Source organism: Nocardioides sp. YIM 152315 (assembly GCF_029210375.1).
Classification (GTDB): domain Bacteria; phylum Actinomycetota; class Actinomycetes; order Propionibacteriales; family Nocardioidaceae; genus Nocardioides.
In genome coordinates this window covers 112,711-126,235 of sequence record NZ_JARGER010000028.1, presented here as the reverse complement: position 1 = coordinate 126,235, position 13,525 = coordinate 112,711, and the positions used below count along the sequence as shown (strand labels likewise).

Annotated in this window: 13 protein-coding genes; 1 reads left to right on the top strand and 12 read right to left on the bottom strand. The window is 71.4% G+C overall.

The window, feature by feature from the left end:
• Positions 1-33 precede the first annotated feature (33 nt).
• Complete coding sequence (locus tag PZ894_RS09385) at positions 34-3,363, bottom strand: AfsR/SARP family transcriptional regulator (RefSeq protein ID WP_275744238.1); 3,330 nt, start codon at positions 3,361-3,363, stop codon at positions 34-36.
• A gap of 120 nt (positions 3,364-3,483) precedes the next feature.
• Between PZ894_RS09385 and PZ894_RS09380 the strand changes: the two genes are divergently transcribed.
• Positions 3,484-4,908, top strand: coding sequence for an FAD-binding oxidoreductase (locus PZ894_RS09380; protein ID WP_275744237.1), 1,425 nt, complete (start codon positions 3,484-3,486; stop codon positions 4,906-4,908).
• 140 nt (positions 4,909-5,048) lie between these two features.
• On the opposite strand, the gene PZ894_RS09375 is transcribed toward PZ894_RS09380, so the two are convergent.
• From PZ894_RS09375 to PZ894_RS09325, 11 genes are all read right to left on the bottom strand, one after another.
• Positions 5,049-5,498 (bottom strand): DUF2550 domain-containing protein, encoded by a 450-nt coding sequence (locus tag PZ894_RS09375; RefSeq protein ID WP_275744236.1) that lies wholly within the window; start codon positions 5,496-5,498, stop codon positions 5,049-5,051.
• A 92-nt stretch (positions 5,499-5,590) separates the two neighbouring features.
• Positions 5,591-5,983: a F0F1 ATP synthase subunit epsilon gene (locus PZ894_RS09370; protein ID WP_275744235.1), complete on the bottom strand. Its 393-nt coding sequence runs from the start codon at positions 5,981-5,983 to the stop codon at positions 5,591-5,593.
• A 7-nt stretch (positions 5,984-5,990) separates the two neighbouring features.
• Entirely contained in the window at positions 5,991-7,445 is a 1,455-nt protein-coding gene (gene atpD / locus PZ894_RS09365) for a F0F1 ATP synthase subunit beta (protein ID WP_275744234.1), read from the bottom strand.
• Positions 7,446-7,463: 18 nt separating this feature from the next.
• Positions 7,464-8,378 (bottom strand): F0F1 ATP synthase subunit gamma, encoded by a 915-nt coding sequence (locus tag PZ894_RS09360; RefSeq protein WP_275744233.1) that lies wholly within the window; start codon positions 8,376-8,378, stop codon positions 7,464-7,466.
• A 3-nt stretch (positions 8,379-8,381) separates the two neighbouring features.
• Entirely contained in the window at positions 8,382-10,025 is a 1,644-nt protein-coding gene (atpA, locus tag PZ894_RS09355; protein ID WP_275744232.1) for a F0F1 ATP synthase subunit alpha, read from the bottom strand.
• A gap of 57 nt (positions 10,026-10,082) precedes the next feature.
• Positions 10,083-10,892 (bottom strand): F0F1 ATP synthase subunit delta, encoded by an 810-nt coding sequence (locus tag PZ894_RS09350; protein ID WP_275744231.1) that lies wholly within the window; start codon positions 10,890-10,892, stop codon positions 10,083-10,085.
• Positions 10,892-11,392: a F0F1 ATP synthase subunit B gene (locus PZ894_RS09345; RefSeq protein ID WP_275744230.1), complete on the bottom strand. Its 501-nt coding sequence runs from the start codon at positions 11,390-11,392 to the stop codon at positions 10,892-10,894. Before PZ894_RS09345 ends, PZ894_RS09350 begins: the two co-directional genes overlap by 1 nt.
• 74 nt (positions 11,393-11,466) lie before the next feature.
• Positions 11,467-11,718, bottom strand: a complete 252-nt coding sequence (locus tag PZ894_RS09340; protein ID WP_275744229.1) for a F0F1 ATP synthase subunit C — start codon at positions 11,716-11,718, stop codon at positions 11,467-11,469.
• A 74-nt stretch (positions 11,719-11,792) separates the two neighbouring features.
• Positions 11,793-12,665, bottom strand: coding sequence for a F0F1 ATP synthase subunit A (gene atpB, locus PZ894_RS09335; protein WP_275744228.1), 873 nt, complete (start codon positions 12,663-12,665; stop codon positions 11,793-11,795).
• Entirely contained in the window at positions 12,662-13,129 is a 468-nt protein-coding gene (locus PZ894_RS09330; protein WP_275744227.1) for an ATP synthase subunit I, read from the bottom strand. Before PZ894_RS09330 ends, atpB begins: the two co-directional genes overlap by 4 nt.
• A 6-nt stretch (positions 13,130-13,135) precedes the next feature.
• Positions 13,136-13,378, bottom strand: a complete 243-nt coding sequence (locus PZ894_RS09325; protein WP_275744226.1) for an AtpZ/AtpI family protein — start codon at positions 13,376-13,378, stop codon at positions 13,136-13,138.
• Positions 13,379-13,525: the final 147 nt, after the last annotated feature.

Below are 13,525 nucleotides of genomic sequence, written 5' to 3'. Positions count from 1 at the left end.
CTTGACCGGTCCAGATGGCGGGACGGGCCGACCTCAGAACCCGCGCGTACGCCGCTCCTCGGCGAACCATCCGGCGAACAGCGGGATCCCCCACTCGACCGCCTTCCGGTCCGCCGCGTCGGCGTGACCGGTCGCGAGCTCCGTCTCGCCGACGGCGGCGGCCGCCAGCGCCAGGTAGGCGTCCACGGGTCCGAGGGCCAGGTCCGAACCGACGCAGCACGAGTACCCGGCGTACGGCGCGATCCGCTCGTAGGCGTCGGCCGCCAGCTGTCGCTCCCCCAGGTAGAGCGCGAGCTCGGCCGCGTGGCACCAGGCCAGCAGCGAGAGGTCGACCTCGTGCTCGAGCGGCGCGCCGTGCTCGGCGAAGTGGGCGCGGGCCCGGTCGTGCTCACCCGCTCGCCACAGGTAGACGGCGAGGCTGGCGTCGAAGGGGTAGGGCGTCGGACCGAACCGCTCCAGCGCCGGCACCATCTCGATCGACCGGCCCTGCCACAGCCGCAGCGCGAGCAGCGAGCTGAGCACGGAGTCGTCGGCGTCGTTGTGCGAGATGCGGGAGGCGACCTGCCGGATGTTGTCGACGAGCCGCTCGGCCTCCTCGAACCGCCCGGCCATCGCGTGCCACGGCACCAGGATGCCGTCGAGCACGGTCTCGCCGAAGGCGATCCGGAGCCGCTCCACCTCCGGCCGCGCGACGTCGACGGCGGCGAACATCTCCGCGGGCCGACCCAGCTCGCCGAGCACCGCGACCCGCAGGCAGGCGGAGACGACGAAGCTGCGCTCGCTCCCGGTGCTCCGCGCGAGCTGCATCGACTCGGTGACCAGGTCGAGGCGCTCCGCGGCCGTCCGCGTCAGCCAGAGCGCCACGAAGACGGTCTGGCAGGCATCGAGCAGCAGGACCGGGTCGCCGAGGCGACGCGCCATGGCGAGACCCTCGTCGCACAGCGCGCGCCGCTCCTCGTAGGACGCGGTGTCGGAGAGCTCGTTGGCGAGGGCCAGCATCGCGCGGCAGCGCAGGGCGCTGTCGTCCGGCGGCAGCAGGTCGAGGCTCCCCCGCAGGGCACCGACGACGGCCTGGTTCACCAGGCCCGGCGGGGCCGAGCGCCACAGCACGCCCTGCGTGGTCGAGATCGCGGCGCGCGCGACGGCCTCGGCGTCGCGCATCAGCTTGCCGACCTCGATCGCCTCCTCGACGGCGCCCACCAGCCGCGGCAGCTGCGCGGCCCAGCGGTACTCGTCGATCAGCGCCATCAGCAGGTCGTAGCGCTCCCGCAGCCCGGCGTCGGCGTCGCCCTCGATCGAGACCAGCGCACCCCGGATCAGCTCGGCGGCCTCGTCGTAGGCGTAGAGGCGCCGCGAGAGCGCCGCCGCGTCGACCGCGGCGCGCCACGCCCGGTCGGCGTACGACGGCCCGGCCTCGCGCCAGTGCCGGGCGACCTCGGTCTCACGTCCGCGGGCGCCGTCGAGCGCCTCCGCGACGCGGGCATGGGCGCGAGCCCGCCGGCTGGCGCTCAGGCCGCCGCGCAGGGTGTCGCGGACGAGCGCGTGCGCGAAGAGGTACCGATCGATCCCGTCCTCGCGCACCAGCCCGGCGGCCTGCGCGGGCTCGACCACGTCGATCAGGTCGTCCTCGTCGATGCCCGTGACGGTCGCCAACGTCTCCACGTCGAACATGCGCCCGATCACCGACGCCGACCGCAGCGCGCTCACCGTCGAGTCGGGCAACCGCGCCAGGCGCTGGTTGAGCACGTCGGTGACGGCGCCCGGCAGCTCGCCGGCGTCCCCGCCTCGGCTGCCGAGCCGCGCGAGCTCCACGAGGAAGAACGGGTTGCCGTCGGTGCGCTCCCGCAGCGCGTCGGCGCCGGCGTGGTCAAGCTCGCGCGACGCGATGCTCGCGAAGACCGCCGCGGCCTCGCCGGGCGCGAGCCCGTCCAGCTCGACCCGCACCGCGTGCATCCGGGCCAGCGACTCCGAGACGTCGGCCAGCAGGCCGGTCGGCTCCGGGCGCCAGGTGGTGACGACGAGCAGACGGGCCAGGTCCGTGGTCTCGACCAGCAGTCGCAGCACGCGGAGCGTCGAGGCATCGGCCCAGTGGAGGTCGTCGAGCACCACGACCACCGTCCGGTCCCGGGCGGCCGCGCGGATCGTCTCGACGATGCGCTCCCAGGCCCGGAACTGCTCGCCGTCGCCGGCGCCACCGGCGGCGTCGTCGAGCAGGGTGGCGCCGAGCCCCTCGAGCACGGACTTCCACGGCCACAGCGGCGGCGCGCCGTCGTCCTGCGAGCACCGGCCGACCAGCGTCAGCAGCCCCCGCTGCCGCACCCGCGCGACCAGCTCGGCCGCCAGCCGGGACTTGCCGATGCCCGGCTCGCCGCTGAGCACGGCGTAGGACGGCGCGCCTGCCTCGGCCCGATCGACCAGCGCGAGGAGCGTCGTGAGGTCGACGTCGCGCCCGACCATCGGCCAGGGCGCGACCTGGTCGACCGGGGGCGCCGCTGCCGTGGGCTCGGGCGCCGCCTCGACGGCCGACGGAGTCGCCGGCGCCGCGACGCCCCCGGCGGGGCGCGCCCACTCCAGCCCGGGATCCTGGCGCAGCACCGCGGTCTGCAGCTCACGCAGCTCGACCGACGGCTCGAGACCGAGCTCCTCGTCGAGGATGGTGCGCTGCCGGGCGAGCGCGTCGAGGGCGGCGGCCTGGCGGCCGCTGCGGGTCAGCGCGACCGACCAGAGCGCCCACAGCCGCTCCCGGAGCGGATGGGCGCTGGTGAGCGCCTCGAGCTCGGCCGCCACCGTCGCGTGCCGGCCGAGGGCGAGCTCGACGACCGCCCGGTCCTCCACCGCGACCAGCCGCAGCTCCTCGAGCCGCGCGCGTTCGGCCCCGGCCGCGTCGGCCTCGCCCAGCTCGGCGTACGGCGTGCCCCGCCACAGTCGCAGCGTCTCGTCCAGCGTCTTCGAGAGCAGGACGAGATCGGGCTCGCCCAGCGGCGAGGCGCCCCACGTCGGCATCGGTTGCAGCCGTCGGTGCACGTCGGTGATCGCCTGCTCGAAGCGGTGGGCGTCCACGTCCCCGTCGGGCACCCGCAGCGCGTAGCCCGGCGCGACGGTCACGAGCACGGTCGCCGGCGCCCGACGCTGCCGCTCCGGCTCGAGCACGCGCCGCAGCTGGGAGACGTAGCCCTGCAGGGTCGCGGTCACCCCGGGCGGGGCGTCGTCGCCCCAGAGGAGGTCGACGATGCCGTCCACCGACACCGGCCGCCCGCGCGAGAGGGCCAGCGCCGCCACGAGCGCACGCTGTTTCGGCGTACCGAGGTCGACGGTCCCGTCCGCGAGCCGGACCTCCACCGTGCCGAGCACCGACACCTCCACGGTCGGCAGCGTAGGACGTGCCGTCCGACTCCGCTCCCAGTCGGCTCAAAGTCACCTCCAAGAGGCGAGGTGCAGGGTCCTACCACCCGATCGAAACCGCCTCCCCAGGAGTCACCAACCATGACCATCGAGCTCAACGCCGACCAGCGCGCCACCACCGGCGCCGCCACCGCCCTCCGCGGGCTGCTCCCCGGCCGCCTCCACGTCCCGGGCGACGAGGGGTACGACGCCGCACGCGTCGCCTGGAACCTCGCCGTCGACCAGCGGCCGGCCGCCGTCGCGCTCCCCCGCACGGCCGCCGAGGTCGCCACCGTCGTCCGGCGCGCCGCCGAGGCGGGCCTGCGCGTCGCGCCGCAGAGCACCGGCCACAACGCCGGCCCGCTCGCGGCCCGCGGCCTCGACGACACCGTCCTGCTGCGCACCTCCGAGCTCAGCTCCGCGATCGCCGACCCGGCGCGCGGCGTCGTTCGTGTCGAGGGCGGCACGGTCTGGGAGCCCGCGGTCGACGCCGCGGCCGCCCACGGCAAGGCGGTGCTGCACGGCTCCTCCCCCGACGTCGGCATCGCCGGCTACAGCCTGGGCGGCGGCATCGGCTGGTACGCCCGCACGCTCGGTCTCGCGGCCAACAGCCTCACCGCCGTCGAGATCGTCATCGGGGACGGCACGCTGGTGCGCGCCGACGCCCGCACCAACGCCGAGCTCTTCTGGGCCGTGCGCGGGGGCGGCGGCAACTTCGGTGTCGTCACCGCGCTGGAGTTCCGGATGTACGAGATCGAGACGGCGTACGCCGGGTTCCTCATGTGGGACCTGCGCGACCTCGAGCCGGTGCTCCGCGAGTGGGCCGCCTGGGCCCCGGACGCGCCGGACGAGATCACGACCGCCTTCCGCGCGATGCGGCTGCCCCCGATGCCCGAGCTGCCCGACTTCCTCCGCGGCAGGGAGCTCGTGATCATCGACGGCGCCGTCCTCGGCTCCGACGCGCGCGGCGAGGAGCTCCTCGCAGGACTGCGTGCCCTCAAGCCGACCATGGACACCTTCGCCCGGGTCCCCGCCAAGTCGCTGGTGCGCCTGCACATGGACCCCGAGGGCGGCGCGCCGTTCGCCTCCGACACCGCGATGCTCCGCGCCTTCCCGGACGCCGCCCTCGACGCGTTCGTCGCGGAGGCCGGCCCCGATGCGCGGACCTCGCTGCTGATGGCCGAGCTCCGGCAGCTCGGCGGCGCGCTCGGCCGCCCGCACGAGGGAGGAGGAGTGCTCAAGCAGCTCGACGCGCAGTTCGTCACCTTCGCCGGCGGCATCGCCATGACGCCCGAGATGGGCGCGCAGACCCACGCCGACGCGGTCCGGTTCACCCAGGCGCTGGCGCCGTTCCAGAGCGGCCGCCAGTACGGCAACTTCGCCGAGACCCCGGTCGACGCCCGATCGATCTACGGCGACGACACCTGGACCCAGCTCACCGGGATCCGCAGCGCGGTCGACCCGCACGGGGTCTTCCTCGCCAACCACCCCGTCCCGCGCCTCTACGAGGGTCAGGCGACCTCCTGACCACGGAGCCCCGACTCCGGGACGGTCGGCAAGGTCCCTACTTCTCGGGCAATCCCTGACGTTCTGGGGTGACGCAACGGCCGAGAAGCGCAGGAATCCCCGGTGCACCGGGTATTCCTGCACTTGTCCCCGGGTCCGGGTCAGCGCGGCGGCCGGGTCCAGTCGGTGCCCGGGGGGCCGGACTCCAGCCAGGACTGGAAGCCCATCAGCGACGCCGGGGACATCGCGAGCTCGACGGCACCGGTGGGGGTCCGGCAGGAGATCACGACGTGCTCGGGGTAGAGCGACATCTGCTCGGGGCCCTCGGGCTCGCGGCGACCGGTGAAGGTCACCTCGGACCGCTGGAGGACCCGCTTAGGCCCCGGCCAGAGCGAGAAGTAGCGGAACCACTCCAGCCGCTCGCCCGAGTAGCGGCCGAGCCCGAGAAGCCAACCGCGTCCGACATGTTCATGTCGGACGCGGTAGCTGAGCTCGAAGGTGCCGCCGTGGCGAGAGAGCCACCGGCGGCGGACGACGAGGCCGAGGCCGTAGCACAGGACGAGGAGCAGGAGCGCACCGGCTGCGTCGAGCAGCCACTGCCACACCGGCATCCACGCCCTCCTTCCGGTCCCTCGCCGAGGGTGCACACCCTAGCGGCACCCCGGCGACAGCCCGGCGGCGGGTCGGCGGTGGGTCGGCCCGGTCAGGAGGCCTTCTCGACCGCCCGGATCCGGGCCTCGGCGCGACGGGCGCGCTCCTGGGCCTCGTCGGAGTCCTCACCCTGCGCGGCCTCGAACTCGGCGCGCGCTGCCTCGACGTCGATCTCGTCGGCGAGCGCGGCGTACTGCGCGAGGATCGAGACCCGGTTGTTGGCCACCGAGAGGAACCCTCCGTCGACCGCGGCGTACATCCGGTCGCCGTCGACCGGGTCGACCGAGATGACGCCGTCGACCAGGAGCGAGAGCACCGGCATGTGGTTGCGCAGCACGCCGATGTCGCCGTCCGCCGTCTTGGCGATGATCATGGTGGCCTGACCGGACCACACGGTCCGGTCGGCCGCCACGAGCTCCACCTGGAGCTGGTCGTTGTCTGCCATCGGAGCCTCAGAGGTTCTTCTGGATCTCGGCCCACTTCTGCTCGACGTCGTCCAGACCGCCGCACATGAAGAACGCCTGCTCGGCCACGTGGTCGTACTCGCCGTCCGCGATCTTGTTGAACGCCTCGATGGTCTCCGAGACCGGGACCGTCGAGCCCTCGATGCCGGTGAACTGCTTGGCCACGTAGGTGTTCTGCGACAGGAAGCGCTGGATGCGGCGGGCCCGGGACACGATGATCTTGTCCTCTTCGGAGAGCTCGTCGACACCGAGGATCGCGATGATGTCCTGGAGCTCCTTGTTGCGCTGCAGGATCTGCTTGACGCGGATCGCGCAGTCGTAGTGGGCCTGACCGATGTACTGCGGGTCGAGGATCCGCGAGGTCGAGGTCAGCGGGTCCACCGCCGGGTAGATGCCCAGCGACGCGATCTCACGCGAGAGCTCGGTGGTCGCGTCGAGGTGCGCGAACGTCGTCGCCGGCGCCGGGTCGGTGTAGTCGTCCGCGGGCACGTAGATCGCCTGCATCGAGGTGATCGAGTGACCACGCGTCGAGGTGATCCGCTCCTGGAGCGTGCCCATCTCGTCGGCGAGGTTCGGCTGGTAGCCCACCGCGGACGGCATGCGGCCGAGCAGGGTGGACACCTCGGAGCCGGCCTGGGTGAACCGGAAGATGTTGTCGATGAAGAGCAGCACGTCCTGGTTCTGCACGTCGCGGAAGTACTCCGCCATCGTGAGCGCGGACAGCGCGACCCGCAGGCGGGTGCCCGGCGGCTCGTCCATCTGGCCGAAGACGAGCGCGGTCTGGCCGATGACCCCGGCCTCCTCCATCTCCACGATCAGGTCGTTGCCCTCACGGGTGCGCTCGCCGACACCGGCGAACACCGACACACCACCGTGGTCCTTCGCGACGCGCGCGATCATCTCCTGGATGAGCACGGTCTTGCCCACGCCCGCGCCACCGAACAGGCCGATCTTGCCGCCCTGCACGTACGGCGTGAGCAGGTCGATGACCTTGATGCCGGTCTCGAACATCTGGGTCTTCGACTCGAGCTGGTCGAACGCCGGCGCCTTGCGGTGGATGCCCCAGCGCTCCTCGACGTCGAGGGTCTCGCCCTCGTCGAGGTTGAGCACGTCGCCGGTCGCGTTGAACACCCTGCCGAGGGTCGCGTTGCCCACGGGCACGGTGATCGGGCCGCCGGTGTCGGCCACCTGCGCGCCGCGGACCAGGCCGTCGGTCGGCTTCAGCGAGATGGCGCGGACCATGCCGTCGCCGATGTGCTGGGCGACCTCGAGGGGCAGCACGGTGGTCTCACCACCGAGCGTGACCTCGCTCTCCAGCTTGTTGTAGATGTCGGGCATCGCGTCGACGGGGAACTCCACGTCGACCACCGGGCCGATCACCCGGGCGATGCGACCGACACCGGCGGTGCCCGTCTCCTGGGTCTCGTCGATCGTTGCAGTCATGTCTTTCACTTCTCCGCTTCAGTCTTGGCCGGCTTGGGCGTCGGCGAGCGCGTTGACGCCTCCGACGATCTCGCTGATTTCCTGGGTAATGCCGGCCTGGCGGGCCTGGTTGGCGATACGGGTGAACTTCTTGATGAGCTCGTCGGCGTTGTCGGTCGCCGACTTCATCGCCTTCTGCCGAGCCGCGAGCTCGGAGGCGGCGGCCTGGAGCAGCGCGAAGAAGATCCGGCTCTGGACGTACTGCGGCAGCAGCCCGTCGAGCACCGCCTCGGCCGACGGCTCGAACTCGTAGAGCGGCAGCACCTCTGCCCGGTCGGGCTTCTCCTCGCCCTCGACGACCTCGAGCGGCAGCAGCCGCACGTCGGTCGGCTCCTGGACGAGCATCGAGCGGAACCGGGTGAAGACGACGTGCACCTCGTCGACGGCGTTCGGCTCGCCCTCCTCGGCGAGGAACGCGTCGATCAGGGTGCGGCCGATCTCGTGGGCGGCGTCGTACGACGGCTGATCGGAGAAGCCCGTCCACGACGCGACGACGGGACGACCACGGAACTTGTAGTACGCCTCGCCCTTGCGGCCGCAGATGTAGGTGTCGATCTCCTTGCCCTCGCCGCGAAGGCGCTCGGCGAGGCGCTCGGCCTCCTTGAGCACGCTCGACGAGTAGGCACCGGCCAGGCCGCGGTCGCTGGTCACGATGAGCACGGCGGCCCGCTTCGGGTCCTCCGGCTCGCGCGTCAGCGGGTGGTCGACGTTGGAGTAGGTCGCCACCGCCGAGACGGCACGGGTCAGCTCGCGGGCGTACGGCGCGGCCGACTGGGCCCGCTGCTGCGCCTTGATGATGCGGGACGCAGCAATGAGCTCCATGGCGCGCGTGATCTTCTTCATCGACTCCGTCGACTTGATCCGCGCGCGGTACTCACGCAGCGATACGGCCATGCCTCAGCCCCGCTTCTGCCGGACGATCTGCTCCTGCTCGACCTCGTCGTCCTCGAGGGCCTCGGCCTGCGGCTCGTGGCCGACCTTGATCGACCCGCCCTCGGAGGTCTCGAACTGGTCGAGGAAGGAGTCGTAGGCCTGCTCGAGCGACTGCTCGGTGTCGTCCTCGAACTTCAGCGTCTCCCGGATCGCCGAGAGGATGCCGTCGTGCGAGCGCCGCAGGTAGTCGAGGAACTCGCGCTCGAAGCGGGCGACGTCGTCGGTCGGGACCCGGTCGAGGCGGCCGGAGGTGCCCAGCCACAGCGACACGGTCATCTCCTCGACCGGGTACGGGGAGTACGCCGGCTGCTTGAGGAGCGCCATCAGTCGCTGGCCGCGGTCGAGCTGCTGACGCGAGGCCGCGTCGAGGTCGGAGGCGAACATCGCGAACGCCTCCATCGCGCGGTACTGCGCCAGGTCGACCTTGAGCGATCCCGTGACGGCCTTCATCGCCTTGGTCATCGCCGAGCCGCCCACGCGGGACACCGACACACCGACATCGATCGCCGGGCGCTGGTTGGCCGCGAAGAGGTCCGACTGCAAGAAGATCTGGCCGTCGGTGATCGAGATGACGTTGGTCGGGATGTACGCCGAGACGTCGTTCGCCTTGGTCTCGATGATCGGCAGACCGGTCATCGAGCCCGCGCCCATGTCGTCGGACAGCTTCGCGCAGCGCTCGAGCAGCCGGCTGTGCAGGTAGAAGACGTCGCCGGGGTAGGCCTCACGGCCCGGCGGGCGACGCAGCAGCAGCGACACGGCACGGTAGGCCTCGGCCTGCTTGGTCAGGTCGTCGAACACGATCAGGACGTGCTTGCCGTCGTACATCCAGTGCTGGCCGATGGCCGAGCCGGTGTACGGCGCGAGGTACTTGAAGCCCGCGCTGTCGGACGCCGGGGCGGCGACGATGGTGGTGTACTCGAGCGCGCCGGCCTCCTCGAGGGCGCCACGCACGGAGGCGATGGTCGAGCCCTTCTGGCCGATGGCGACGTAGATGCAGCGGACCTGCTTGGTCGGGTCGCCTGACTCCCAGTTCTGCTTCTGGTTGATGATCGTGTCGATCGCGATCGTGGTCTTGCCGGTCGCGCGGTCGCCGATGATCAGCTGGCGCTGGCCACGACCGATCGGCGTCATCGAGTCGATCGCCTTGATGCCGGTGGCGAGCGGCTCGTGCACCGACTTGCGCTGCATCACCGTGGGCGCCTGGAGCTCGAGAGCACGACGACCCTCGGACGCGATGTCGCCGAGGCCGTCGATCGGGTTGCCGAGCGGGTCGACCACGCGGCCCATGAAGCCGTCGCCGACGGGGACCGAGAGGATCTCGCCAGTACGGCGGACCGTCTGGCCCTCCTCGATCTTGTCGAAGTCACCGAGGATGACGACGCCGATCTCGCGGGTGTCGAGGTTCAGCGCGATGCCGAGCGTCCCGTCCTCGAACTCCAGCAGCTCGTTGGCCATCGCCGAGGGCAGGCCGGTGACGCGGGCGATGCCGTCGCCGGCCTGCGCGACCGTGCCGACCTCTTCCTTGCTCGCCGCCTCGGGCTGGTAGTCGGCGACGTACTTCTGCAGCGCGTCGCGGATCTCCTCCGGACGGATCGAAAGCTCCGTCATCTTCGTCCCTACTCTCTTGGTTCTCTACTGAAGTTCGTGTGGATGAGCCGGTTGCGGTCAGCCGACCAGCTTGCGCCGGGCGTCGTCGAGGCGGCTGGAGACGGTGCCGTCGATGACGTCGTCCCCGATCTCGACCCGGAGGCCACCGAGCACGCCGGGGTCGACGACCTCGTTGAGGTGCACCTTCTTGCCGTACTGCTTCGACAGCGCGTCTGCGAGGCGGTCGCGCTCTGCCTTGCCGAGCGGGCTGACGACGCGGACCGTGGCCACGGCCTCGCCGTGCGCCTCGGCGGCGACGTTGCGGTACGCCGCGAGCGCCGCGCCGATCGTCCGGTAGGTGCCGCCGAGGGCCTGCTTCGCGAGCGCGGCCGTCGCGTCTAGCGCCTTGCCCGTGAGCAGCGTGTCGAGCAGCGCAGCCTTGTCGTCGCGCGAGCGCGCCGGGTTGGCGAGCGCGTCCCGCAGCTCGGGGTGCGCCGCCACGGTCTGCCCGAGGGCGAACAGCTCGTCGGCGAGCCGGTCCGAGTCGCCGCCCACCGAGGTCACCCAGGTGAGCTCGCTGAGCTTCTCGATCGCGTCGGGCAGGTCGCGGGTCGCGGTCCAGCGACGCGCCGCCGCGCTGGTGACCAGCGCGAGCGTCACGTCGTCGACCTTGCCGTCGAAGACCTGCTTGGCGAGGCCCTGCTTGGCCTCCGGCGGCAGCGACGCGTCGGTCGCGAACCGGCGCAGGGCCGGCTCGGCCCGGAGCAGCGAGGCGACGTCGAACAGCTCGCCGGCGACACGCTCGGCGTGCTGGCCGGCGCGCAGCGCCCCGTCCAGCTCGGCGGTGAGCTCCCGCAGGGACTCGGCCGACGCTCCACGCAGGTCCATCAGTTGGCGCCTTCCAGATCCGAGAGGAAGCGGTCGACGACCCGGCTCTGCCGGGCCTCGTCGTCGAGGGACTCCCCGACGATCCGGCCGGCCAGCGTCGTGGCGAGCGTGCCGACCTCGGCGCGCAGGGACGCGGCCGCAGCCTTGCGGTCGGCCTCGATCTGCGCGTGCGCGTGCTCGACGATGCGGGTGGACTCCGCCTGGGCCTGCTCACGCATCTCCGCGATGATCGCGGCGCCCTGCTCGCGCGCCTCCTCGCGGATCCGCGCCGCCTCGTGGCGCGCGTCGGCGATCTGCGACTTGAACTCCTCCTCGGCCGCATTGGCCTCGGACTTGGCCTCGTCGAGCTCGGCGAACTGCGCGCGGATCGCGTCCTGGCGGCGGGTCATCGCACGGTTGATCGGCGGGATGACGTACTTCGCCAGCAGGAACAGCAGCAGTGCGAACGCCGCGAGCTCGACGAAGAACGTCGCGTTCGGGACGAGGAAGTTGCTCTCCATGGGAGTGATCGCAACGCTTGCCATCGAATGGGTTCCTTTGCTTGCTTCTGGCTAGGTGGGGCGAGTGCCCCGGATCAGCCGAGGACGAAGACGAACAGCGCCATGAACGCGAGGTTGATGAAGAACATCGCCTCGACCAGACCCACCGTCAGGAAGAAGATGGTCTGCAGGCGGCCCTGGGCCTCCGGCTGGCGCGCGACGCCCTCGATGTACGACGAACCGGCCAGACCGTCACCGATACCGGCGCCGATCGCGCCACCCGCGAGGGCGATGCCACCACCGACGAAGGCGCCGGCCAGGGTCACGGCGTCATCAGTTACTGCCATTGTGATCTTTTCTCCTTGGTTTCGCGCCGGGGAGCGGCGCATCGGTTACCTCTGTGAACGACCGACCTCGTGGGTCAGTGCGCTGGTACGGGGGCGGCCTCGTCCGCGTGCGCGGCGTCGGCCTTCTTGCGTCGCTCCTCCTCCTCGTACTCCTCGTGGAGCTCGTGCTCCTCGTGGCCGGCTCCGGCCATCGCGAAGTAGAGGACGGTCAGGAGGGCGAAGATGAATGCCTGGATCGCGCCGATGAACATGTCGAACGCCTTCCAGATCAGGTTGGGCGCCCAGAACGCGTAGATCGGGATGAGCCCGATCAGCGACAGCATGATGCCGCCGGCGAAGATGTTGCCGAAGAGTCGCAGCGCGAGCGTGATCGGCTTGGTCAGCTCCTCGAGGATGTTCAGCGGCAGCAGCACCGGGAACGGCTCGAGGAAGTGCTTGAAGTAGCCCTTCGTGCCCTTCTGCCGGATGCCGTAGGCCCAGACGCTGACCATCGTCACGGCGGCGAGCGCGTAGGTCAGGTTGGTGTCGGCCGTCGGCGCGGGCAGCAGGTGCGCGTCGTCGTTGAGCCTGGTCGGCACCAGCTCCAGCCAGTTGGCGAAGAGGATGAAGAAGAACAGCGAGATCGCCAGCGGTGCGACGTACGGGTGCACCTTGCCGAGGTTGTCGTTGACCTGCTTGTTGACCTCGCCGACGACGGACTCCCACAGGATCTGCGTCTTGGTCGGGACGTGGTCCTCGGTCTGCTTGTTCATCTGGCGGACAACGACGAAGCCCAGGATCAGCACCAGGGCGCCCGCGACCAGCGTCGAGATGATCGTGTCGGTGTTGAACGTCATCCCGAGCCACTCGGCCGTGCGGTGGTGGCCGATCTGGATCGTCGACTCCTCTTCCTCGTGCCCCTCGGCGGCCAGGGGCAGGAGGCCGGTCAGGGAGATCAGGCCGGTCATGGGTTCTTGAGCTCCTTCAGCAACGGGAGGGTGGTCATCACCAGGGCGATGAGCCGGAAGATGGCCAGGCCGAGCAGCAGCCCGATGCCGTCGGGCCACAGGATCACGGCGGCGGCGATCGCGACCACCGTGAGGAAGGTCAGGCGGACGATCGTCGCGACGATCATCTGACGGCGGGTCGGCTGCTCCCCCGACGTGATCGTCTTGAGCAGCCAGTACTCCGTCGCCAGGTGGTTGACCAGGCCGAGCAGGACGCCGCCCGCGATGCAGCCCGCGAGCAGCCAGGTGTCGACCTGGGCGACGATCCACAGGCTCGCGACCATCAGGGCGAGGGCGACCAGGCCGACCTTGCGCTGGTCCTTGACCACGCGCCAGACGGAGGCCCTGGCCGGCGACGGACCGGGTTCCCGGGCGGGCTCGGACATCGGAGTGCTCATCTCGGTGCTCATCTCGGTCGCGGTCACCGCGGCTCACCCCCGCAGGGCGGCCCGGACCTTCGCGACGAAGCCGACGCAGCCGGCGAGGACGCCGAGGCCGATGCCGATGAGCACGCCGATGGGCGCGCTGCCGGCCGCTCGGTCGACCAGGAGGCCGACGACGAGGCCGAGGACCACGGACCCGGCGAGGAGACCGCCGAGACCGATGAGGTCGCGGCCTCGCAGCCCGGCTCCGGGGCCGGCACCACCGCCGGCTTCGGAACGCTCATCGACCATCCACCCAAGTCCCATTCGTCGGCACTGTCATCGGCAGGCTTGAAGACGCCGGAACGAAGGCCACGGACTCGGACCCGCGTGGCACCCGGCGACTGCGCGAAACTACCACAGCCAGACAGGCCGGTCTTCGGGGCGGTACCCGGGGTC